This window comes from Cognatilysobacter xinjiangensis (assembly GCF_014651995.1).
Taxonomy (GTDB): domain Bacteria; phylum Pseudomonadota; class Gammaproteobacteria; order Xanthomonadales; family Xanthomonadaceae; genus Cognatilysobacter; species Cognatilysobacter xinjiangensis.
The window spans coordinates 52,857-75,015 of record NZ_BMXY01000002.1; the positions used below are offsets into that span (position 1 = coordinate 52,857).

At 70.8% G+C, this 22,159-nt stretch carries 24 protein-coding genes; 7 read left to right on the plus strand and 17 right to left on the minus strand.

The genetic code is table 11. The features are described 5' to 3' along the window. Position 1 precedes the first annotated feature (1 nt). Positions 2-1,207, plus strand: a complete 1,206-nt coding sequence (locus IE066_RS08690) for an MFS transporter (protein WP_189449000.1) — start codon at positions 2-4, stop codon at positions 1,205-1,207. Positions 1,208-1,267: 60 nt separating this feature from the next. Continuing rightward, the gene (locus IE066_RS08695) at positions 1,268-1,819 is read left to right on the plus strand and encodes a YaeQ family protein (RefSeq protein WP_189449002.1); all 552 of its coding nucleotides are present in this window, start codon (positions 1,268-1,270) and stop codon (positions 1,817-1,819) included. A gap of 9 nt (positions 1,820-1,828) precedes the next feature. Here the strand turns inward: IE066_RS08695 and IE066_RS08700 are convergent, their stop codons facing one another. The 3 genes from IE066_RS08700 to IE066_RS08710 all read right to left on the minus strand — a co-directional run bounded on the left by IE066_RS08700 (position 1,829) and on the right by IE066_RS08710 (position 5,706). Continuing rightward, positions 1,829-4,738, minus strand: coding sequence for an EAL domain-containing protein (locus IE066_RS08700; protein ID WP_189449004.1), 2,910 nt, complete (start codon positions 4,736-4,738; stop codon positions 1,829-1,831). 114 nt (positions 4,739-4,852) lie between these two features. Continuing rightward, positions 4,853-5,356 (minus strand): VOC family protein, encoded by a 504-nt coding sequence (locus IE066_RS08705; protein ID WP_189449005.1) that lies wholly within the window; start codon positions 5,354-5,356, stop codon positions 4,853-4,855. Positions 5,357-5,361: 5 nt separating this feature from the next. Beyond that, positions 5,362-5,706, minus strand: a complete 345-nt coding sequence (locus tag IE066_RS08710; RefSeq protein ID WP_229790752.1) for a hypothetical protein — start codon at positions 5,704-5,706, stop codon at positions 5,362-5,364. Between the two features lie 223 nt (positions 5,707-5,929). On the opposite strand from IE066_RS08710, the gene IE066_RS08715 reads away from it, so the two are divergent. Both IE066_RS08715 and IE066_RS08720 read left to right on the plus strand, forming a co-directional pair. Next, entirely contained in the window at positions 5,930-6,106 is a 177-nt protein-coding gene (locus IE066_RS08715) for a hypothetical protein (RefSeq protein ID WP_189449007.1), read from the plus strand. 129 nt (positions 6,107-6,235) lie between these two features. Beyond that, positions 6,236-6,616: a J domain-containing protein gene (locus IE066_RS08720; RefSeq protein ID WP_189449009.1), complete on the plus strand. Its 381-nt coding sequence runs from the start codon at positions 6,236-6,238 to the stop codon at positions 6,614-6,616. Positions 6,617-6,619: 3 nt separating this feature from the next. On the opposite strand, the gene prpF is transcribed toward IE066_RS08720, so the two are convergent. The 3 genes from prpF to IE066_RS08735 all read right to left on the minus strand — a co-directional run bounded on the left by prpF (position 6,620) and on the right by IE066_RS08735 (position 11,579). Then, positions 6,620-7,801 carry a 2-methylaconitate cis-trans isomerase PrpF gene (prpF, locus tag IE066_RS08725; RefSeq protein WP_189449011.1) on the minus strand — a complete coding sequence of 394 codons (1,182 nt, stop codon included), beginning with the start codon at positions 7,799-7,801 and terminating at the stop codon, positions 6,620-6,622. A gap of 28 nt (positions 7,802-7,829) precedes the next feature. Next, the gene (gene acnD / locus IE066_RS08730; protein WP_189449013.1) at positions 7,830-10,448 is read right to left on the minus strand and encodes a Fe/S-dependent 2-methylisocitrate dehydratase AcnD; all 2,619 of its coding nucleotides are present in this window, start codon (positions 10,446-10,448) and stop codon (positions 7,830-7,832) included. 378 nt (positions 10,449-10,826) lie between these two features. Continuing rightward, the gene (locus IE066_RS08735; RefSeq protein ID WP_189449015.1) at positions 10,827-11,579 is read right to left on the minus strand and encodes a ZIP family metal transporter; all 753 of its coding nucleotides are present in this window, start codon (positions 11,577-11,579) and stop codon (positions 10,827-10,829) included. Between the two features lie 102 nt (positions 11,580-11,681). On the opposite strand from IE066_RS08735, the gene IE066_RS08740 reads away from it, so the two are divergent. Then, a complete protein-coding gene (locus tag IE066_RS08740) occupies positions 11,682-12,209 on the plus strand; it encodes a cytochrome P450 family protein (protein WP_189449017.1) in 528 nt (175 codons plus the stop codon). 119 nt (positions 12,210-12,328) lie between these two features. On the opposite strand, the gene IE066_RS08745 is transcribed toward IE066_RS08740, so the two are convergent. The 5 genes from IE066_RS08745 to IE066_RS08765 form a co-directional block, all read right to left on the minus strand. Further along, positions 12,329-12,829 carry a hypothetical protein gene (locus IE066_RS08745; RefSeq protein ID WP_189449019.1) on the minus strand — a complete coding sequence of 167 codons (501 nt, stop codon included), beginning with the start codon at positions 12,827-12,829 and terminating at the stop codon, positions 12,329-12,331. Between the two features lie 96 nt (positions 12,830-12,925). Beyond that, positions 12,926-14,788: an ABC transporter ATP-binding protein gene (locus IE066_RS08750; RefSeq protein ID WP_189449021.1), complete on the minus strand. Its 1,863-nt coding sequence runs from the start codon at positions 14,786-14,788 to the stop codon at positions 12,926-12,928. Between the two features lie 45 nt (positions 14,789-14,833). Beyond that, on the minus strand, positions 14,834-15,346 hold the full coding sequence (locus IE066_RS08755; protein WP_189449024.1) for a hypothetical protein: 513 nt from the start codon (positions 15,344-15,346) through the stop codon (positions 14,834-14,836). A 26-nt stretch (positions 15,347-15,372) separates the two neighbouring features. Beyond that, entirely contained in the window at positions 15,373-16,164 is a 792-nt protein-coding gene (locus IE066_RS08760) for a lytic transglycosylase domain-containing protein (RefSeq protein ID WP_189449025.1), read from the minus strand. Between the two features lie 62 nt (positions 16,165-16,226). Continuing rightward, on the minus strand, positions 16,227-16,478 hold the full coding sequence (locus IE066_RS08765) for a hypothetical protein (protein WP_189449027.1): 252 nt from the start codon (positions 16,476-16,478) through the stop codon (positions 16,227-16,229). A gap of 187 nt (positions 16,479-16,665) precedes the next feature. Here IE066_RS08765 and IE066_RS08770 point away from each other — a divergent pair, with 187 nt between their 5' ends. Further along, complete coding sequence (locus IE066_RS08770; protein WP_189449029.1) at positions 16,666-17,058, plus strand: RcnB family protein; 393 nt, start codon at positions 16,666-16,668, stop codon at positions 17,056-17,058. A gap of 66 nt (positions 17,059-17,124) precedes the next feature. Here the strand turns inward: IE066_RS08770 and IE066_RS08775 are convergent, their stop codons facing one another. The 4 genes from IE066_RS08775 to IE066_RS08790 form a co-directional block, all read right to left on the minus strand. Next, positions 17,125-17,487, minus strand: coding sequence for a hypothetical protein (locus tag IE066_RS08775; protein ID WP_189449030.1), 363 nt, complete (start codon positions 17,485-17,487; stop codon positions 17,125-17,127). A 13-nt stretch (positions 17,488-17,500) separates the two neighbouring features. Next, complete coding sequence (locus tag IE066_RS08780; protein WP_189449031.1) at positions 17,501-18,280, minus strand: LytR/AlgR family response regulator transcription factor; 780 nt, start codon at positions 18,278-18,280, stop codon at positions 17,501-17,503. Continuing rightward, complete coding sequence (locus IE066_RS08785; RefSeq protein ID WP_229790753.1) at positions 18,273-19,523, minus strand: sensor histidine kinase; 1,251 nt, start codon at positions 19,521-19,523, stop codon at positions 18,273-18,275. Before IE066_RS08785 ends, IE066_RS08780 begins: the two co-directional genes overlap by 8 nt. Before the next feature lie 327 nt (positions 19,524-19,850). After that, entirely contained in the window at positions 19,851-20,135 is a 285-nt protein-coding gene (locus tag IE066_RS08790; protein WP_189449032.1) for a hypothetical protein, read from the minus strand. 292 nt (positions 20,136-20,427) lie between these two features. Here IE066_RS08790 and IE066_RS08795 point away from each other — a divergent pair, with 292 nt between their 5' ends. Continuing rightward, positions 20,428-20,706 (plus strand): type II toxin-antitoxin system HicB family antitoxin, encoded by a 279-nt coding sequence (locus IE066_RS08795; protein ID WP_189449033.1) that lies wholly within the window; start codon positions 20,428-20,430, stop codon positions 20,704-20,706. Here IE066_RS08795 and IE066_RS08800 read toward each other — a convergent pair whose 3' ends face one another. Together IE066_RS08800 and IE066_RS08805 are read right to left on the minus strand one after the other, a co-directional pair. Beyond that, positions 20,707-21,450, minus strand: coding sequence for a helix-turn-helix transcriptional regulator (locus IE066_RS08800; RefSeq protein WP_189449034.1), 744 nt, complete (start codon positions 21,448-21,450; stop codon positions 20,707-20,709). It lies immediately after the preceding gene. A gap of 30 nt (positions 21,451-21,480) precedes the next feature. Beyond that, on the minus strand, positions 21,481-22,122 hold the full coding sequence (locus IE066_RS08805; protein WP_189449036.1) for a glutathione S-transferase family protein: 642 nt from the start codon (positions 22,120-22,122) through the stop codon (positions 21,481-21,483). Positions 22,123-22,159: the final 37 nt, after the last annotated feature.

The window sequence follows — 22,159 nt, forward strand, 5'->3', positions numbered from 1 at the left end:
CGTGGCCGAATCCGCGACACCGGCAGCCCCCGTGCTGTCGCCCCGCGCCGTCAGGCTGATCCTGCTCGCGCTGGCACTCGGCGGCTTCGCCATCGGCACCAGCGAGTTCGTGGTGATGGGGCTGATCCGGGAGATCGCGCAGAGCCTCGGCGTCGACGAGCCGCGCGTGGGCCATGTCATCAGCGCCTATGCGCTCGGCGTGGTGGTGGGCGCGCCGACGCTCGCGATCCTCGGCACGCGCTGGTCGCGGCGCGGCATGCTGCTGGCGCTGATGGGCTTCTACGCGTTCGGCAACCTCGCCAGCGCGCTCGCGCCCGGCTACGTGCCGCTGATGCTCGCGCGCTTCGTTGCCGGCCTGCCGCATGGCGCCTACTTCGGCATCGCCGCGCTGGTGGCCGCGCGCATCAGTCCGCCCGGCGAGCGTGGCAAGGCGGTGGGGCGGGTGATGCTCGGGCTGTCGGTCGCGCTGCTGGTGGGCAATCCGTTGGCGACCTGGCTCGGCCACCTGTTCGGCTGGCGCTGGGCCTTCGTGCTGGTGGCGGCGATCGCGGCCGCCACCGTCGCGATGACCGCGGCGGTGCTGCCGCGCGGCATGCATGCGCCGCGCCCCGATGCCCTGCGCGAGCTGCGCGACTTCAACCGCGCGCCGGTGTGGCTGGCGCTCGCGATCGGTGCGATCGGCTTCTCGGGCATGTTCGCGGTGTTCAGCTACCTCGCGCCGACGCTGGTGAACGTCACCGGCGTCAGCGAATCGTTCATCCCGCTCGCGCTTGCCGCGTTCGGCATCGGCAGCATCCTGGGCACCATTGGCGGCGGCTGGCTGTTCGATCGCCTGCAGTTCCGCGCGGTCTCGGTGGTGCTGGCGTGGTCGGTGGTGCTGCTGCTGCTCTTCCCGCTCGCGGCGCGCTGGCCGTGGACCGTGCTGCCCGCGGTCGTCGCGCTCGGCACGATGGGCGCGCTTGCGACGCTGCTGCAGGCGCACCTGATGGATGTCGCCGGCCACGCGCAGTCGCTCGCCGCGGCCTCGCATCATTCGGCGTTCAACATGGCCAACGCACTGGGGCCATGGCTCGGCGGCATGGCGATCACCGCCGGCTACGGCTGGACATCGACCGGCATCGTCGGCGCGGGCACGGCCGTCGTCGGCCTGCTGATCGCGCGGGTGGCGGCGCGGGGCCTGCGCCAGCCGCCGCGCGTCGCGCCCTGATTTCGCGGTGCGTACGCCGGTCGCGCCTAGAATGGCGCCCCGAATGCGCAAGGCGCCGCGATGTCCCCGAAAGCCACGGTGGTCAAGGTCGAGCTGCAGGTCAGCGACATGGACCGCCACTACTACGCCAGCCATGCGCTCACGCTGGCGCAGCATCCCTCGGAGACCGACCTGCGCCTGCTGGTGCGGCTGCTCGCCTTCGCGCTGTTCGCCGACGAGCGCCTGGAGTTCGGCCGCGGGCTGAGCGACGAGGACGAGCCGGCGCTGTGGCGTCGCGACTACACCGGCGACGTCGAGCAGTGGATCGAGCTCGGCCAGCCCGACGAATCGCGGCTGCGCCGCGCCGCCGGTCGCGCGCGCGAAGTCGCGGTGATCGGCTACGCCGGCGGCGCGTTCGACATCTGGTGGACGCGGCATGCGGCCACGCTGTCGCGCCTGTCGAACCTCACCGTGATCGACTTCGCGCCCGACGAGCTCGAGGCTGCGCTGCCCCTGCTGACGCGCGGCGCGCGCCTGACCGCGATGATCCAGGACGGCGAACTGCAACTGATGGACGCCGAGCGCAGCGTCACCCTGCAGCCGCGCGTGCGCCAGGCGGGCACTGCGAAGTAGGGCGGCGGGTCAGGCGGTGATCGGGCCCTCGACGCCGCGCGCGCGCAGATCGTCGAGCAGTGCGTCGAACCGCTGCGGGCGGCCGAACAGGTAGCCCTGCAGCGCGACGCAGCCGTGGTCGCGCAGCCAGCGTTCCTGCTGCACCGTCTCCACGCCCTCGGCCACGGTGCCGATATCCAGCGATTTCGCCAGTTCGATGATGGAGCGGCAGATCGCCGCGTCCTGCGCGTTGCGGTCGAGGTCCTGCACGAACGAGCGGTCGATCTTCAGCCGGTCGATCGGAAAGCGCTTGAGGTAGGCGAGGCTCGAATAGCCGGTGCCGAAATCGTCGATCGAAAAACAGACGCCGAGGTCGGCGAGCCGCTGCATCAGCGTGATCGCGTGTTCCGGCGACTGCATCACGGCGCTCTCGGTGAGCTCCAGTTCCAGCGCGCCGCGCGGCAGGGCCAGCGTGCGCACCACGTATTCGACGTCGGTGTAGAGCTCCTCGGTGAACTGCGCGGCGGAGACGTTCACCGCGATACGCAGGCCCGACAACCCGGCCTCGACCAGGCGCACGTGGTGGCTCGCCGCCTCGAGCAGCACCTGCCGGCCGAGCTGCTGCATCAGCCCGCTCTCCTCGCAGGCCCCGATGAACTCCGCCGGCGCCAGCAGCCCGCGCACGGGGTGCTGCCAGCGCACCAGCGCCTCAATGCCCAGCGGGCGGCCGTCGCAGCCGAACTGCGGCTGGAACAGCACGGTGAACTCGCCGTTGTCGAGCGCGTCGCGCAGGTGCCGCACCAGCTGCAGCCGTTCGACCGCGTTGGCGTCGAACTCGCTGCGGTATTCGACCGCGCGGTTCCGTCCGGCGAGCTTGGCCTGGTACATGGCGAGGTCGGCATGGCGCAGAAGCGTCCGCGTGTCCTCGCCATCCGCCGGATAACAGCAGTAGCCGATGCTGGCGGTAACGACGTGCCGCACGCCGCCGACCACGACCGGCTCGGGGAAGGCCGCCTGGATGCGCTCGACGATCTCCGAAGGGAGATCGTCGCGATGCGGTGCCGACAGCACCGCGACGAATTCGTCGCCGCCGAAGCGGCTCACGGTATCGGTTTCGCGGACGGCGGCCTGCAGCCGCGTGGCCACCTCGCGCAGGAGCGTGTCGCCCGCGTCATGGCCGAGGGTGTCGTTGATCAGCTTGAAATCGTCGAGGTCGATGAACACCACGGCGGTGCCGGTGTTGTAGCGGTCGGACAGGTGCAGCGCCTGCTGCAGGCGGTCCTCCAGCAGTACCCGGTTGGGCAGGCCGGTGAGCTCGTCGTGCGTGGCGCGATGCGCGAGCTGCTCCTCGAAGCGATGGCGCTCGCTGACGTCGTTGAGGATGCCGACGAAGTGCGTGAGCGCGCCGCGTTCGTCGCGCACCGGCGAGATGTACATCTCGTTCCAGAACAGCGTGCCGTCCTTGCGGTAGTTGCGCAGCAGCGTGCGCGCCTCGTGCGCCTCGCGCAGTGCGAGGCGGATGGCCTCCAGGCCCGGCTGCTCGCGGTCGACGCGCTGCAGCAGGCGGCAGTTGCGGCCGCGGATTTCCGCCAGGGTGTAGCCGGTCATGCGTTCGAACGCGGGGTTGGCGTAGACCACCGGCAAGTCCGGCACGCGCGCGTCGCAGATCAGGATGCCGTTCTCGGTGGACTCGACCGCACGCCGCAGCAGGCGCAGGCCCGCCTCGTGGCGGCGGCGCTCGGTCTCGTCGACGAGACCGCCCACCATGCGCAGCGCGCGGCCCTTGGCGCCGCGCGCGATCAGCCCGCGCTCGGTCACTTCGGCATAGCTGCCGTCCTGGCGCATGAGCCGATAGGTTTCCTGCCATTCGTCCGCGCCGCCGGCCAGCGCGTTCTCCATGCTGGCGCTGACGCGCTCGATGTCCTCCGGATGCACCAACGCGGCCCAGCCGGCCATCGACAGCTCGATGCTGCCGCGCGCATGGCCGAACAGGTGGTAGAACGAATCGCTCCACCACACGGTGCCGGTTTCCAGGTCGAAGTCGTAGACCGCGTCGCTGGTGGCGCGCGCGATGAGCGCGAAGCGGTCCTCGATGCGCTCGCGCTCGGTGACGTCCTGCGCGGCCACCAGGCGCGCGCTGCGCTCCTCGAACGTCGTGTCCTGCACCGACAGCGCGAGCCGCATGCGATGCCCGTCGCGATGCCTGCACGTGATGACCGCTCCGGAGCGCCAGGTGCGCGCCCAACTCGCGCGCCCGTTCTCCTGCAGATGCTCCTCCGGCGCGATGCAGTCGAGCGTGCGGCCGGTGATCGCCTCGGGTTCGTAGCCGAACTGGCGCCCCGCGGCGCGGTTGGTGGCCAGCAGTACGCCGCGCTCGTGGTCGAAGATCCACATCGGCACCGGGTTGTCCTCGAACAGCGCGCGGTACTGGCGCTCGGCCTCGCGCAGAAGCCCGCGCATGGTCTCCAGCTCGGTGACGTCCTTCATGAAGCCGAGCACCAGGCGCTCGCCGTTCTCCTGGCTCAGCTCGCCGGTGGTGACGATCGAACGCACCCGGCCGTCGGGGCGTACCACGCGCAGGATGGTCTCCGGTGGTCGCCCGCCGCCGGCGAGGTTGCGCACCGATGCCAGTGCGAGTTCGCGGTCCTCCGGATGGATGGCGGCGAGCGCGCGATCGACATCGATGCCGCGCGCCGGATCCATGCCGAAGATCCGGTAGCTGCACGGCGACCACCAGACCGCGCCGGTGTCGAGGTTCCAGACGTACTCGCCGATGCCCGCAAGCCGCTCCACGCGCTGCAGCCGGCTGACGCGCGCGCGCAGCTTCGCGAGCCGGTGCAGCAGCAGGCGCAGGCGCCGCGTGCGGCCGCCGAGCGTCGTCGCGGCGACCGCCACCGCGGCCATGCCGGCCGCCGTCGCCACCACAGTCGTACTCGACAACGCGGGGCCGCTCATCGGGGGGGGGCAATCGAAGGAGGACGCGCGGATCATTACGTGACGCACGTCACGTTCGTCTTCACGCGGCACCGGGCCCGTCCCGGGTGGCGGGAGGGTCTAGCCCGGCTTGCCGCGATGCGCCCGTTCGAGGGCCACGATGTCGAGCCGGCGCATCGCCAGCATCGCCCGCATGACGCGCGAGGCCGCCGCCGGATCCGGATCGGCCAGCCAGCCCGGCAGGGCCGACGGCACCACCTGCCAGGACACGCCGAAACGGTCCTTCAGCCAGCCGGACTGCTGCGCCGACGGATCGCCGCCCTCGCCGAGCGCCTGCCAGTAATGGTCGATCTCGGCCTGCGTGGCGCAGTGCACCACGAACGAGATCGACTCGTTGAACCGGAACAGCGGCCCGCCGTTGAGCGCGGTGAAGGGCTGGCCGTCCAGCTCGAACTCGATACTGAGCACGCTGCCCACGGGGCGCCCGGCCTGCCGCGCCGCCGCCGCGTCGTAGCGCAGCGTGCGCGCGATCCGCGAGTCCGGGAACACGCGCACGTACTGCGCGACGGCGGCCTCGGCGGCGTCGTTGAACCACAGGCAGGGCGTGATCCGGACCAGCTTCATGACGATCAGTCGAGGCGGCGGACACCGTGCGAGGGGTCGCCGCAGACGGTGATCGAGCCGGCCTCGCCGGCGCTGCCGGTCGCACGCACGCGGTCGCCGGTATGCAGCGACTGCACGTCCACCGCCGCGGCCTGACAGAGGTTCCAGCGCGCGGGCAGCTGCACGCGCACGTCGCTGGACGCCGTGGCGACGACGATCACCGCATTGCCGTCGTAGGCCCAAGGTGCGGTGTCGATGCTGGCGATGCGGCCCTCGACGGTGCGCGACGCGCCGGCGTCATCCGGCGCGACGGTCGTCGCGCAGCCGGCGAGGAACAGGAAGGACGACAGGGCGGCGATGGGCAGGCGCATGGCGGGCTCCGCAGGGAAAGCCGGACTTTAAGTCCTGCCGCCGCTGCGGGGCGTCGTCGCGCGCCCCGCAGGGTCGGCATCGCCCGGGGCCGTTCCGACGGGCGGTGGTCGGGCACGATCGGCGTCGACGGACTGTTAACGGCCGCTGTGCGGACATGGCCACCGGCGGACGCCAGCGTCCCCGCAGGCTCGGGTACCCTGCGCCGTACCCCCTACAGGGAGGTTGGACATGCTCGCTTTTCTCCTTTGGCTCCTCAGCATCTTCGGCGGCAGCGCGCCGGTCGCCGACGACGCCGGCGCCGCCAGCATCGCTACGGCCGGTTCCGATCAGGCGGACCAGATCGGCAACGACGAGCCGGACGATCCGATCAAGCGCTGCATCAAGTGCACCGTTCACTGATCGACTGAGGCGGCGCGGGCGCCGGCCCGCGTGCGCCACCCACGTGCCGTCCGCCTTCGCGGCGCGACTGAGCCGGGTTTCACGCGCGGCCGGCTACAACGGGCCTCCCCGGCATTCCGTTCGAGACGCGTGGCCACCGCCCACTATCAGGTCCTCAAGGTCGCAGCCGACGCGCCGGTCGAGGTGATCCGCGCCGCGTACCGGGCGCTGGCCGCCCGCCACCATCCCGACCGCTGCGGCGACGATCCGTCCGCCGCCGCTCGGATGCAGCGTGTCAACGAGGCCTACCGCGTGCTCTCCGACCCGGCGCTGCGTGCCCGCTACGACGCGGTGCTGCGCCGCGAGCGTCGGCGGCGCGCAACCGACGTACCTTCGACGCCGCCGCTTCCCGCACGGCGGCCGCGTATCGAGGTCGACGTCGACGGCGAGATCGAAGTGCCGCCGGCCCTGCGCCGACGCGCCGCCGAGGCCTACCGCGCGCACGCGTCGCTGGGAAGCTGGCGCGCCTGAGGCTCAGCCCTCGGCGGGCACGCGCACCCGGCCTTCCATCAGCACGCGCGCGCTGCGGCTCATCACCGCCTTGGTGACCGTCCAGATGCCGTCGATGCAGCGCACCTCGGCACCGGCGCGCAACGTGCCGGAGGGATGCCCGAAGCGCACGACTCGGCGGTCGCCACCGCCCGCGGCCTGGTTGACCAGCGTGCCCGGCACCGCGGCGGCCGTCGCGATGGCGACCGAGGCCGTGCCCATCATCGCGTGGTGCAGCTTGCCCATCGACATCGCGCGGGCGAGCAGGTCGATGTCCGACGCGGCGATCGCCTTTCCGCTCGACGCCATGTAGCCCTTCGCCGGCGCCACCCACGCGACCTTCGGCGTGTGCTGGCGCGTGGCGGCCTTGGACACGTCGTCGATCAGGCCCATGCGCACCGCGCCGTGGGCGCGGATCGTCTCGAGCTTCTGCAGCAGCGCGCGATCGTCGTTGACCGCGGGCTGCAGCTCGGTGCCGTCGAAGCCGAGGTCGGCCGCGCGCAGGAAGATGGTCGGGATGCCGGCGGTGATCATCGTCACCTCGAATGTGCCGACGCCGGGCACGTCGAGCGTGTCGACGAGGTTGCCGGTGGGAAACATCGCACCGGCATCGCCGTCGTCGGACGGATCGATGAACTCCAGCGGGATCTCGGCGGCCGGGAAGGTCACGCCGTCGAGTTCGAAGTCGCCGGTCTCCTGCACCTCGCCGTCGGTGATCGGCACGTGCGCGACGATGGTCTTGCCGATGTTGACCTGCCAGATGCGCACGATGCAGTGGCCGTCGTGTGGCACGCGCGCTGGATCGATCAGGCCGTTGGCGATCGCGAACGGGCCGACGGCCGATGACAGGTTGCCGCAGTTGCCGCTCCAGTCGACGAACGCACTGTCGATCGACACCTGGCCGTAGAGGTAGTCGACATCGTGGTCCGGCACGTCGGACTTCGAAATGATCACGCACTTGCTGGTGCTCGACGTCGCGCCGCCCATGCCGTCCGTGTGCTTGCCGTAGGGGTCGGGCGAGCCGATAACGCGCATCAGCAGCGCATCGCGCGCCGCGCCGGGGACGCGCGCCGCTTCGGGCAGGTCCTCGAGGCGGAAGAACACGCCCTTGGACGTGCCGCCGCGCATGTAGGTGGCGGGAATGCGGAGCTGGGGACGATGCGTCATGGATCGGATCCGATGCGGGCGGTCGCGGTCAGGCCGCGTCGCGGTTGCCTTCGAGGAAGTCGTTGGCGAAGCGCTGCAGCACGCCGCCGGCCTCGTAGATGGACACTTCCTCGGCGGTATCGAGGCGGCAGGTCACCGGCACTTCGAGCGTGTTGCCGTCCTTGCGGTGGATCACCAGCGTGAGCGTCGCGCGCGGGGTGCGGCCGCCGATGACGTCGAAGGTCTCGGTGCCGTCGATGCCCAGCGTGAGGCGGCTGGTGCCGGCCTGGAACTCCAGCGGCAGCACGCCCATGCCGATCAGGTTGGTGCGGTGGATGCGCTCGAAGCCCTCGGCGACGATCGCCTCCACGCCGGCGAGCCGCACGCCCTTGGCCGCCCAGTCGCGCGAGCTGCCCTGGCCGTAGTCGGCGCCGGCGATGATGATCAGCGGCTGGCGGCGCTGCATGTAGGTCTCGATCGCTTCCCACATGCGCGTGACCGTGCCCTCCGGCTCGATGCGCGCGAGCGAACCCTGCTTCACCGTGCCGTCCTCGTTGCGCACCATCTCGTTGAGCAGCTTCGGGTTCGCGAACGTCGCGCGCTGCGCGGTGAGGTGGTCGCCGCGATGCGTGGCGTAGGAATTGAAGTCTTCCTCAGGCACGCCCATCTTCGCGAGGTATTCGCCCGCGGCGGAGTTGGCGAGGATCGCGTTCGACGGCGAGAGATGGTCGGTGGTGATGTTGTCGCCGAGCACCGCGAGCGGACGCATGCCGCTGAGCGTGCGCTCGCCGGCCAGCGCGCCTTCCCAGTACGGCGGGCGGCGGATGTAGGTCGACATCGGGCGCCAGTCGTACAGCGGACTGACCGGCGCGGTGTTCTCCACGCGCACGTTGAACATCGGGCCGTAGACGCGACGGAACTGCTCGGGCTTCACATGCTCGCGCACGATCGCGTCGATTTCCTCGTCGGAGGGCCACAGGTCCTTGAGCGTGAGCTCACGGCCCTGCGCGTCGATGCCCAGCACGTCCTTCTCGATGTCGAAGCGGATCGTGCCGGCGAGCGCGTAGGCGACCACCAGCGGTGGCGATGCGAGGAAGGCCTGCTTCGCGTACGGATGGATGCGGCCGTCGAAATTGCGGTTGCCGCTGAGCACGGCGACGGCGTAGAGGTCGCGGTCGACGATCTCCTGCTGGATCGCCGGATCGAGCGCGCCGCTCATGCCGTTGCAGGTGGTGCAGGCGAAGCCGACGATGCCGAAGCCGAGTGCTTCAAGGTGCGGCAGCAGCCCGGATTCCTGCAGGTACAGCTCGACCGCCTTCGAACCCGGCGCGAGCGAGGTCTTGACCCACCGCTTGCGCACGAGGCCCAGCTCGTTGGCCTTCTTCGCGAGCAGGCCGGCGGCGATGACGTTGCGCGGGTTCGAGGTGTTCGTGCAGCTGGTGATCGCGGCGATGATCACCGCGCCGTCGGGCATCAGGCCCTGCGCTTCCTGAGCGCGCGCGGCGTCGAGGTTCTGCGCGATGCCGCGCTCGGCCAGCGCGCTGGTCGGCAGGCGGCGATGCGGGTTGGACGGGCCGGCCATGTTGCGCGTCACCGTCGACAGGTCGAACGTGAGCGTGCGCTCGTACTCGGCGTCGACCAGCGCATCGGCCCACAGGCCCGCGGCCTTCGCATACGTCTCGACCAGCGCGACCTGCTGCTCCTCGCGGCCGGTCAGGCGCAGGTAGTCGAGCGTGTTCTCGTCGATGAAGAACATCGCCGCGGTCGCGCCGTATTCGGGCGCCATGTTGGAAATTGTCGCGCGGTCGCCGAGGGTCAGCGCGCGTGCGCCTTCGCCGCGGAATTCGAGGTACGCGCCCACCACCTTCGACTGGCGCAGGAACTCGGTCAGCGCAAGCACCATGTCGGTGGCGGTGATGCCCGGCTGCGGGCGGCCGGTGAGCTCGACGCCGACGATCTCCGGCAGGCGCATCCACGACGCGCGGCCGAGCATCACGCTCTCGGCCTCCAGGCCGCCGACGCCGACGGCGATCACGCCCAGCGCATCGACGTGCGGCGTATGCGAATCGGTACCGACGCAGGTATCCGGGAACGCCACGCCGTCCTTGACGTAGATCACCGGCGACATCTTCTCCAGGTTGATCTGGTGCATGATCCCGTTGCCCGGCGGGATCACGTCGACGTTCTTGAACGCGTGCTTGGTCCACTCGATGAAGTGGAAGCGGTCTTCGTTGCGGCGCTCCTCGATCGCGCGGTTCTTCGCGAATGCGTCGGGATCGAAACCGCCGCATTCGACGGCGAGCGAGTGGTCGACGATCAGCTGCGTCGGCACGACGGGATTGATCTGCGCCGGGTCGCCGCCGCGTTCGGCGATCGCGTCGCGCAGGCCGGCGAGGTCGACGAGCGCGGTCTGGCCGAGGATGTCGTGGCAGACCACGCGCGCCGGGAACCACGGGAAGTCGAGGTCGCGGCGGCGCTCGATCAGCTGCTCCAGATAGGCCGACAGCATCGACGGATCGGCGCGTCGCACCAGGTTCTCGGCGTGAACGCGCGAGGTGTAGGGCAGCGTGGCCCAGGCACCCGGCCTGATCGCGTCGACGGCTTCGCGGGCGTCGAACCAGTGGAGCGGGGTGCCGGGAAGCGGCTTGCGGAAGGCGGTGTTCGTCATTCGGGGATCGACCGGCTGTCGGTGGGCGAACCGCCGCCCGGCGCTGCGCCGTGAGGCGGCCGGGCGGGACGGGAAAGGGTGCCGGGAGCCCGGCGTGCGGCAATTATCCCGCAGATCGCACCGACGACGCCGAATGTCCGGCAAGCGGGCTCGACCATGGCGTCGCGATCGGCCCGGCGCGAAGGTGGCGCAACGCACGGTTCACCGGGCTCCAACACACCCGGGGCTAGCGTCGCAGTCGGGTTCCGTGACGGATCGCATGACATGGCGCACATCGGCATCGGCAGCCGCAAGTCGCACTACCTGTGGATCGTCCTCGGCGCGGCGGTGCTCATCGCTGTCGCCTACCTCTGGGCCACGGTGTTCTGACCCGCGCGGTCAGGCGTACTTGCTCAGCGCGAACGCGGCGAGGAAACCGGCCACGGTGACGAGGCCGGCGAAGTCGTGCGCGATCTCGAAGGCCTCGGGGATCATCGTGTCCGCGAGCATGGCCAGTATGGCGCCCGCCGCGACCGCGGTGGTGGCCGCGACGACGTCCGGCGAGCGGCCATCGAACAGCGTGTAGCCGGCGATGGAGGCCAGGCCCGACATCAGCGCGATCGCGCCCCACACCCCGAACACGTAGCCGGCGCCGCGGCCCGCGCGCCGCATGCCCGACGCGCTCGACAGCCCTTCCGGCAGGTTCGACAGGAAGATCGCGACCACCGCCACCAGGCTCACCGCGCCGCCCTTGAGCAGGCTGAGGCCGATCACGATCGATTCGGGGATGCCGTCGAGCAGCGCGCCCGCGGCGATGGCCAGCCCGCTGCCGGCGGCATCGGCCTCGCGTGCCTGCTGGTCGCCACTGCGCTTGCGATGGCGCGCGCCGCGGTGCGAGAGCAACGTGTTGATCGCGGTGTAGACCGCGGCGCCGCCGAGGAAACCGATCGCCGTGGAGTCCAGCCCGCCCCGCGCATAGGCCTCGTCCATCAGCTCGAACGACAGCGTCGAGATCAGCACGCCGCTGCCGAAGGCCATCACCGCGGCGACCGCGCGCTGCGGGACATGCAACGCGTAGCCGATGCCGGCGCCGAGCAGCAGCGCACTACCCGCCAGCCACCCCCACAGTCCCGCGTGCAGCCATCCGGCCATCGTCGCCTCCACTGGCACCAGCGCCCTGAGTAGCCGGGCGGCCGTGTGCGGCGCGGCAAGCCGCCTTGCCCGGCACCTCACCGGATCCGCCGGCTGCGCCGCATGCCCGCGCAGCACGACACGCCGGCCGCCGTGATCGCCTGGCATCGCGATGCGCGGGGCGTGCTGCTGGACGAGACGAGTGCGGCGGTCGAGCTGATCCACCTGCTGCGGCCGATCGTCGCCATCGCGGTGTGGATCACCTTCGTCGTCCACGCGCTGCACGTGAACCCGGACATCCGCGAACGGCTGCGCGCGGGCGAGCGCGGCCTCGCCTGGCGCTTCGTGCAGGAAGTGCGGCGCTTCTGTCCGTTCTTGTCGGCGATCGCCGGGCGCGTGCGAACGGCGTGCGAATGGCGCGGCCGGCAGTTCCGCGGCGGCGAGAGGGTGATACTCGACCGCTACGCCAGCGGCCACGATCCCGCGCGCGGGGTATCAGCCGCGCGCTTGGAGCCCGAGCGCTTCATCGCCTGGCCCGGCACTGCCTTCGAGCTGATCCCGCAGGGTGCAGGCGAGGCCACGCACACATCGCTGCCCCGGCGAAAAGCTGTCGATCGCGGCGTTGATGGCGGCGGTGAATCTCCTCGTTAATCCCGTCGACTACGACGTGCCGCCTCAGCCGCTTGACTGGCGTGGCAACCGCTTCCCCCGACGTGCCGGAAAGCGGCCTTCGGCTGCGACACGTGCGATTGCGCGCCGCCTGAGCATGGTCAGCGCGGCGCGCCCTGTTCGACCTGCGCGAAGAAGCGGTCGGCGGCGCCATTGAGACGCGGATCGCGCGGGCTCACGCCCGCCTTGCCGAAGCGTGCGATCGCCGCACGCGTGAGGGCCTGGCGGCGCGCCTCCAGCGCCTTGGTCTGCCGGTCCACGCTTGCGCGGTCGGTAGTGCCCTTCACCATGCGGGTGAACACGGCTGACGTTTCCGCGTAGTACGCCGCCATCTCGTTCCAGCCGGCCTCGCGCGCGATGCGGCTCATGCCCGCATAGTCGTGGGCGACGTGCCGCAACGCCTTCACCGCCTGCTGCGGCGAGGTCTTCGGCAACTGGCCGAGATGGCGCTCGACGCGGCCGGCCAGCATCAGCACCACGGCCTGACGCTGCAGCGGGGACATCAGCTGGGGTGGGGCCTTCCGCGGCGGTGTCGCGCCGACCGCGAGCAGGGGCGCGAGCGCGAGGGAAACGGCGAACAGGTAGCGGGCGGTGCGGCGCATCGCGGCATCTCGGAAGGCGGCGGCGCCATCGTAGCGGCCGTGCCCGCAACGCCGTGTCGCGGCTGCAGGGCGGCCGGCGCCATGCCGGCACGGCGTTCAGCGATAGCCGGCGGCCTGCAGCTCGAACAGTTCCGCGTAGCGCCCGCGCTGCGCCATCAGCTCGTCGTGCGTGCCCGAGGCTTCGACCTTGCCGCCGCCGAGCACCAGGATGCGGTCGGCCATGCGCACGCTGGAGAAGCGGTGCGAGATCAGCACCGCGGTGCGGCCGCTGCTGAGTTCCTTGAAACGCTGGAACACCTCGAACTCGGCGCGCGCGTCGAGCGCGGCGGTCGGCTCGTCGAGGATCATCACCTGCGCGTCGCGCATGTAGGCGCGCGCGATCGCGATCTTCTGCCACTGGCCACCGGACAGGTCCACGCCGGTATTGAATCGCCGGCCGATCATCTGGTCGTACTGCTGCGGCAGCGCTTCGATCACCTCGTCAGCCAGTGCACGACGCGCGGCTTCGCGGATGCGGGCCTCGTCGCCCATCGCCTCGAGCCGGCCGACGCCGATGTTCTCGCGCGCGGTCAGGTGGTAGCGCACGAAGTCCTGGAAGATCACGCCGACGTTGCCGCGCAGGTCGTCGAGGTCGTAGTCGCGCAGGTCGCGGCCGTCGAGCAGGATGCGGCCCTCGTCGGGGTCGTACAGGCGCGCCAGCAGCTTCACCAGCGTGGTCTTGCCCGCGCCGTTCTCGCCGACCAGCGCCAGCACTTCGCCCGCGCGCAGTTCGAACTCCAGCCCGCGCAGGGCCCAGCGTTCCGCGCCCGGATAACGGAAGCCGACGTTCTCGAACACGAAGCCGCGCTCGATCGGCGTCGGTACCGGCACGGCATCCGGCTTCGAGGCGATCTCCGGTTCGATCTCGAAGAACGAGAACAGGTCCTCGAGGTAGAGCGCCTGCCCGGCGACCTGCGAGAAGCCGATCAGCAGGCCCTCCAGCAACTGGCGCAGGCGGCGGAAGCTGCCGGCGAGGAAGGTGAGGTCGCCGATGCTGAAATCGCCGTGCACGGTGCGCCAGACGATGTAGGCATAGGCGACGTAGTAGCCGAGCGTGCCGAGCGCGGCCAGCACCGTGCCCCATATCGCGCGTCGCCGTGCCAGCGCGCGGTTGGCCGCGTAGAAGCGCTCGGACAGCGTGCGGAAGCGGTCGATCAGGAAGCGGTGCAGCCCGAAGATCTTGATCTCCTTGGCCGTCTCCACGCTTGCGCCGGTCTGGCGCAGGTATTCGAGCTGGCGCCGCTCCGGCGTCCAGTGGAAATTGAGCGAATAGCCGAGCGCGTTGAAGTGCGATTCGCCGACGAACGCGGGAATCAGCGCGATCGCGAGCAGCAGCATCAGCCAGGGTGCGTAGGCGATCAAGCCGATGGCGAAGCTGATCACGGTGATCGCATCCTGCGCCTGCCCGAACAGCTGGCCCAGCAGGCCCATGCGGCCCATGGTCTGGCGACGCGCGCGGTCGAGTCGGTCCTGCAGGTCGGGGTCCTCGAAGTCCTCGAGATCGAGCGTGGCCGCGTGCTCCATCAGCCGGATGCTGGTGGCATTGGTGAAGCGTTCGGACAGCAGCGAGTCGACGTAGTTGGAGCCGCGCGCGAACAGGTCCGACAGCACCGCGAGCGCGAACTCCAGCGCGACCAGTCCGGCGAGCGGATGCAGCGCGCCGGTGTTCCACAGCGTGACGAGGTCGGCGTCGGCGCTGCCGATGGCAACGAGGCGGATCGCTTCGTCGATGATCAGCTTGCCGACGTAGAGCAGCGCCACCGGCATCAGCGCCTGCACCAGGCGCAGGCAGAGGCTGGCGAGCGTCAGCGGGCGGCTGGTCTGCCAGATCTGCCGGAGGAACGGGCGCAGGTTGCGCAGCGCATCGATGCGCTCGCGCAGCGGCATCGAGCTGTTACGGGGCTGGGACGGGGCGGGCATCGCGCCATTGTCGACATGGCCCGTGAAGCGCGCGGCCAGCGGTGCTCAGGCGAGCCTGTGCCAGGCGAACGCGCTCAGCACGACGACCGACGCAAGCGCGAGGAAGGGCAATGCGATGCGCACGTCCGCGCGCGAGGGCAATGCCGCGCCGAGCAGGGTGCCCGCGATCCAGGCATGCAGTGCGAGCCATGCGCCCGATGCGCCCGCGACGAGCAGCACGCACCACGCCAGCGCGGCTGGCGCGAGCAGCAGCGGCGCGAGCGCGATCGGCCCGGCGCGCCACCACGGCGCGCGGAACGCGACGGAGCCTAAGCGCCAGCCGGTCGCCGTGCGTTCGGGCCACAGACGCGGCAGTTGCGGTCGCGCGGCCAGCAGCAACGCGACGCCGTAATGCGCGAGTTCGTGCGCCAGGGTGCCGGGCAACGCGAACGCCGCGTAGATCCACAGCCCGAATCGCCGCGCCACGCGCTGCAACAGCACGACCGCGCCCACGGCCAACCAGGCGGACGCCGGCGTCGCCTGCCAGGCGGCCTGCCAATGAGCGGGAATGTCGATCACGCGCGCAGTATGCGCACGAAGCGGGCCTACTTCGCGGCCCGCAGGATCTCGCGGCCGTCGAGCGTCTTCGGCGCCTGCCCCAGCGCGCTCCGGTAGCGCGCGTACAGCGCTTCGACCTTGGCGATGTACTGCTGCGTCTCGCGATACGGCGGCACGCCGCCGTATCGCGCCACCACGCCGGCACCGGCGTTGTAGGCAGCGGCGACCAGCTTGAGATCGCCGCGATAGCGCTTGGCGAGCTGGCGGATCAGCCGCGCGGCGCCGTCGATCGACTGCTCCGGCGACTTCGGATCCGCCACGCCGAACTCGCGCGCGGTGTCCGGCATCAGCTGCATCACGCCGACCGCGCCCTTGGGCGACACGGCCACCGGGTCGAAACCGCTCTCGGCATGCGCAATCGCGCGAAGGTAGGCATCGTCGACGCCGGTCTTCTTCGCCGCCGCGCGGAACTGCTTGGCGTAGCGGTCGAGTCGCGGCTTGCCGACCTCACCGAGGCCCGCATGCGCCGGTTCGCCGGGCGGCGTCTCCACGGTGAAAGCCAGCACCTTCTTCGAGCCCGGCAGCTTGCGGGTGCCGTAGACGGTCCTGCCGTCCTGCTCGCGCTCGTAGAGCGTGCCGTTGATGACGCCGAGCTCGCCCCAGAGATTGGGCACCTTGCCGGGGTCGTCCTCGAACGTCTTTTTCTCGCAGCGCGAGCCGGGTTCCGGCGCGGTGGCGAGGCTGACCGTGCCGTCGCGCACGCAGCGATAGACGGTGCGTGCCTGCGCGATTGGTGCGATCAGCAGGCCGACAAGCAGCAGGGGCAGGACGCGACGCATGGCGCATCCTAGGCATCGCGCGTGAACCGCGGATGTGCTTCTCGTCAGCGGCCGTAAGCGCGTCAGTCGCCGCGCGCGGTGCCCGAGCGGTCGGGATTCGCGTCCTTGCGCGTGGCGACCGAGTCGTCGTAGCCGCCCGCCACGCCCTTGCTGGAGCGGTCGCGCTGCTGGTCTTCCATCGACTCGCCGCGATCGTCCAGTTCGACGTCATGGAGGCGGTTCTGCGCCGCGCGCCCTTCGCCCGGGCCGGAGTAGGGCTCGCGCTGGCCTTCGGCGGTACCGCTGTTGGAGGTGAACGATGAATCGCGATTCATGGCATGGCTCCCGTGTGCGTCGGGCCACGTTCCCATCGCCGCCGTAAGCGCGATGCGAGCAGCGCATCGCCATGCCGTTAGCAGCGGTTCTTCACGACGATGAGCACCGCGCATTAAACCCGGACGTGTTCATGTTCGCGTTCAGCTTCGACGCGCTAGGGTCGAGTCGTCCCCAAGGAGAACCGACATGAAGCGCATCCTTCTCGCCTCGGCCGTCACCGCCCTCATGCTCGCCGGCCCCGCGTTCGCCAAGGAGGGGCACGGCAAGGGTCATGCTCCGCATCATCCGAACCCGCCGCATGCCATCCGTGTCGGCGAACCGCATCCGCACAACATGCCGGTCCGTCACGACAAGGGCCGCCACCTCGGCCAGTACAAGAACCAGCACAAGAAGTGGGCCCGCGGCGAACGCCTGCCGCGCACGTACCTGGTGCAGCGTTACTACGTGAACGACTACCGCAGCTACCGCCTCGCCCCGCCACCGCGCGGCATGGTCTGGGTGCGCCCGTACAACGATTCGAACGAGTTCTACCTCGTGCAGGCGGCGACGGGCCTCATCTCGCAGATCCTCGGTCGCTGATCCCGCTCGACGTAACGAAAGAGCCCCGCAGACGCGGGGCTCTTTTCTGTCAACGTTCCTGCGCCGCTACTGCATGGCCGACGTCACCGCGCACTGCGTCGGCGGCGCGACGCGGTCGTCGCTTTCGACGCAGAGCCGGAACGCGGTGAGCCCCGTGACCTGCCGCGTGTCGCCCTGCGGCACCACGAAACGCCGAGCGTCGCCGTCGCAGGCGGACATCGACGTGCAGTCGCGGGGCAGCACAAGGTAATGGCAGCGACCGCTGGCGCTGCGCACGCAGTCCAGCCGCGTCACCCCGTCCTGCACCGAGGCGCGGCTGAAGAGCAGGTCGGTGCCGTCGCTCACCACGCGATGCACGATGGTGTCGCGCGCGCCGTCGCAGCCGACGAGCGAGGCGAGGAAAGCGAGCAGGGCGAAGAGCTTGTCCATGGCGACGACTCCTTCAGGCGGGACGGAACAGCGCCATGAACGGCGCGCTCACGGTGAGGGTTTCGGGACGGCCACGCAGGCGCAGCACGCCGCGGCCGGCGTCGTCGCGCGTAACGCCGGCGACGGCCTTCATGTTGACCACGGTGGAGCGGTGCACCTGCTTGAACACCGCAGGGTCGAGACGCGCGAGCAGTTCGCGGATCGACGTGCGCAGCAGCGCCTCGCCGTCGGCGGTGACCACCGTCGTGTACTTGTGGTCGGCGCGGAAATACGCGACCTCGTCGACCAGGATCAGCCGCGTCTCGCGGCCCGCGCTCGCGGTGAGCCAGGTCAGCGGCTCGGGCGCGGTGGCGGCGCGCGGCAGCACCGGGCTGAGCTTGGCGAGCAGGGCCGCCAGTGCCTCGTCGCGGCCTTCGCCGAGCCGGCCCTGCACGCGCTGCACGGTGGCGGCAAGGCGTTCGGGCAGCACCGGCTTGAGCAGGTAGTCGACCGCGCCGCGCTCGAAGGCGTCGATGGCGTGCTGGTCGTAGGCAGTCACGAACACGATCTGCGTCTGCGGGCTGGATTCGGCGGCGGCCGCGGCGACTTCCAGCCCGGTCAGGCCCGGCATGCGGATGTCGAGGAAGGCAACGCCGGGGCGTTGTTCGGCGATCGCTTCCAGCGCGCTTGCGCCGTCCTCGCATTCGGCGACGATGCGCAGCGTCGGCCAGGCGCGCCGCAACTGCTCGACCAGCGCCTCGCGCAGCAGCGTCTCGTCTTCGGCCACGACGCAGGTGACCACCGGCTCAGACATGGCGCACCGCCTCGCGTTCGGCCGGCACGCTCAGCGTCGCCGCCACGCCCGCCGGGAAGTTCGCCACCACGGCCAGCGATGCCGCGCCGTCGTACACCAGCCGCAGGCGCTCGCGCACGTTCTTCAGGCCGATACCGGTGCCGCTGTTCTTGGTGTTGAGGCCTTCACCGTCGTCGGCCACGGTGACGGCGACCTGGTCGTCGCTGCGGCGTGCGCGGATCCAGATCGTGCCGCCGCCGGTACGCGGCTCCAGCCCGTGCTTGATCGCGTTCTCGACCAGCGTCTGCAGCATCATCGGCGGTAGCTCGACGGCGCGCAGCGACTCGGGTACGTCGACCTGCACGTCCAGCCGGCTGCCCATGCGCACCTTCATGATCTCGAGGTAGGCGAGCGCGCGTTCGAGCTCCGCGCCGAGCGTGGACTGCTCGTCCTCGGTACGCGGCAGCGAATGCCGCAGGTACTGGATCAGGTGGCCGAGCATCGTCTCCGCGCGCGCGGGATCGCTGCGGGTGAGCAGCTGCGCGCTCGCCAGCGTGTTGTAAAGGAAATGAGGCTCGACCTGCGCGTGCAGCAGGTTGAGCCGCGCGACGGTGAGCTCCTTCTCGGTCGCGGTCTGCGTGGCGGCGGCCTGCTCGCCGCGGCGGCGTGCGGCCACGCGGCGGGTGATCGCACGGGTCAGCGCCTCGGCGTTCTCCAGGTTGGTGCCGTCGTCGACGAAGAACCAGTCGCCCCAGGCGCCGACCTGCGGCTCGCAGATCAGTGTCACGCTGCCGGTGTCCTGCGTGGGCGTGACGGTGGCGAGGATCTGGTTGTGCTGCGTGCCAAAGCCCGACAGCGGGTTCCAGCGCCCCAGCGGGCTGGTGCTGTAGGTGATCGGGCGATGCACGCGGGCACGGATCTGCAGGCTGTCGCGCGCGCTGTCGACGCGGTCGACGCCGGGCAGCTCACGGATCGCAGCGTCGAGCAGGTCGAAGGCCTCGCCGGCTTCGAACGGGATCTCGATCTGGCGGCGGTGGCGGTTGCCCAGCGCGCCGCGGTCGACGTGCCCGGCCACCAGCCGCACGCGGCGCAGGTGCGACAGCGTGCCGGCGATGACAAAGGCCGCCACGGTCATGTCGAAGGCGACTATCGGAAACTCCCAGCGCCCGAGGATCGGGATGCCGCTGTACATGCCGGTCAGCAGGGCCAGTGCGACGAACCACGCGGCCGCGATGCGCACAACGAAGAAGATGCTCTTGATCACGGGCCGGGTGTCCGCTGGGTCGATGCGGCGAGGATAGTGAGGCCATCCGCGCCGTCGATGGCATTGCGACGAAGGCGCCCGATCGCGGAACGAAGCGCGGCGCAGGCGCGATAAGCCCCGCGGCGCTCATCGTCGGGAGCGCCGGATTGCGCATTCGCGTGCAATCGGCGTGCGGATATCGCGGTAGGCGGCAGGGGTCGCAGCGGTGTCGCCGACGTCGCTATGGCTGCAGGCGGGCACGGCAGTGCCCTCCGTGCCGGCGCTTCATCGAATCAGACGGTCACTTGTCCCGGCCGGCAAGGCCCACCCGCGTCGTGGCCGGTGGCGTCAGGCCGCCTCGGGGCTGCCCCCACCGAGCGGCGTGGCCTTCTTCCTGTCCTCGGGACGCACGGCGAGGCTCCGCACGGCCAGCACCCGGCCGTCGCGGGCGATCACCGCATTGCCCTTGTCGTCATGGGAGAGAAACACGCTCGCGGGCTCGCCGCGGACGAACAGCAGGCGCCAGCCCATGGTTTCGTACCAGGCCAGCTTCGCGCGCTGGGTCAACGTCAGGCGGCGGCGCAGTTCGGAGCCCGGAAGCGGTCGGCAGCGACGGCGGTCGTAGATCAGCATGGCGGCTCCGGGCGCTGCGCGCACTGAACGGTAATGGGCCCGTGTTTCGGCCACGTGAAACGCCGTTATGCCAGCGGACACGGCGCGGGCGCCGGCTTCGCCACTGCAAAGGCCGCCAACGGCCGCTTGGCATGGACGGGCGGCGCTCGTTCGTGGCCGGTCAGCCCTCGCCGCGCCGAAAAAGCGTGCCGCGGGTCGAGACACCGTCGGCATCGCATTCCGTGACCGGAATCGCACTGTCGCCGTCGCTCCGTCACGGCCGCTTAGCGCCGGCCGAACCATGCTTTTCGGCATGCAATATTTCGCCTTCATCGAGCGCGACGCCGAACGCCGGTACTCGATCACGCTGCCCGATTTCCCCGGTTGCGTGACCGAAGCGGGTTCGCTTTCCGGCATCACCGACGCCGCGCAGCAGGCGGTGTCCGTGCACCTCGCCAGCTGCGTGACGCCGCTGGGCAAGCCGATGCGCGCGGAGATGCTGCCGCCCTCGTTCGAGACGCGCGAGGGCTACTGGATGCTGGTCGATCTCGCGCCCGTCATCGCGAATTACCCGCCCGGCGTGGGTTGGTAATCAGGCCAGCGCGCCTTCCTGCAAGGCGCGCGCGCGGACGGCATCCATTGCCTCCGGCTGCATGCGGACTTCGCGCAGCAGCGCGGCGAGGCTGCGGGACGGGACGTCGGCGGCGATCTCGCCGGTCGGCACCATCGATCCGATACGGTTGAGCCGGAACTGCCGGAACGCGCCACGCAGCCGGCACCAGGTGCCGAGCGTCCAGGAGCCGCCCCAGAACACGATGCACAGCGGCTCGACCTCGCGCAGCGTGGCGCGGCCGTCCTCCGACCGATAGTCGAGGCGCAGCACGCGCCGCGCGGCGATCGCCTCGTTGAGGCCGTCGAGCACTTCGCCGAAATCGCGCCCGCTTTCCCCGCGGCAGGTCGGCGCCATGATCGCCACGCGATCGGCGCGTTCGCGCAGGCGGTCGGGCAGGGCCGCCTCGATCTTCACCATCGCCCGCGCCGCGCCCGTGGCCAACCGCGGCCCTGCGAACGCGCGTGCGAAGCGGATCCCGACGACCAGCGCCTCGAGTTCGTCCTCGTCGAACATGAGCGGCGGGATGTCCGCGCCCTGGCGCAGCACGTAGCCGACGCCGGCCGCTCCCTCGATCGGCACGCCCGAGCGCTGCAGGTCGGACACGTCGCGATACACCGTGCGCAGCGAGACGCCGAGCGTCGCGGCGAGGTCGCGCGCGAGCACCGCGCGGCGACGGCCGCGCAGTGCGTTGACGAGCAGGAACAGGCGGTCGGCGCGTCGCATCGGCCGAGTGTAGACCCGTGCCGGCCCGGCTCAGGCCATCGCCGCCTCGGGCGCCTGTGCGGCGGCGTGGCGGGCGTCGAGCTCGAGCGCATGCGCCAGTTCCGGGCGTGCGAGCACACGCTCGACGTAGTCGCGGAACACCGGCAGGTCCGGCACCAGCCCGAAGTTGAGCGTCCAGCGCAGCGCCGTCGCCCAGAGCACGTCGGCGGCGGTGAAGCGCTCGCCGAGCAGGTAGGGGCCGGCGGCGAGCTGGTCGGCGAGCGCGCGCATCGTGCTGTCGTAATCGCCGTAGGGCGCGGCCATGGACGGCCCGGCATCGCGCTGCAGCGAGCGGTCGACCACCGCCGGCTCGAAGCTCGCGGCATAGAACACCGACCAGCGCAGGTACGGGCCGCGAAGCGGATCGTCGAGCGCCGGCGCGAGGCCGCGGTCGGCATACAGGTCGGCCAGGTAGATGAAGATCGCGACCTGCTCGGTGACCACCGCGTCGCCATGCCGGATCGCCGGTACCTTGCCCAGCGGATTGATCGCGAGATGCGCGGCGCTGCGCTGCTCGCCGCGATGCAGGTTCAGCACGTGCAGGTCGTAGTCGGCATGCAGCGCCTCGAGCAGCGCGAGCGTGCACGAGGCGCGCGAGTGCGGAGCGTAGTAGAACGTGACGCGTCGGGACATGGCGTTTCCTCCGTTCGGCGCTCGTGCGCCACGGAGG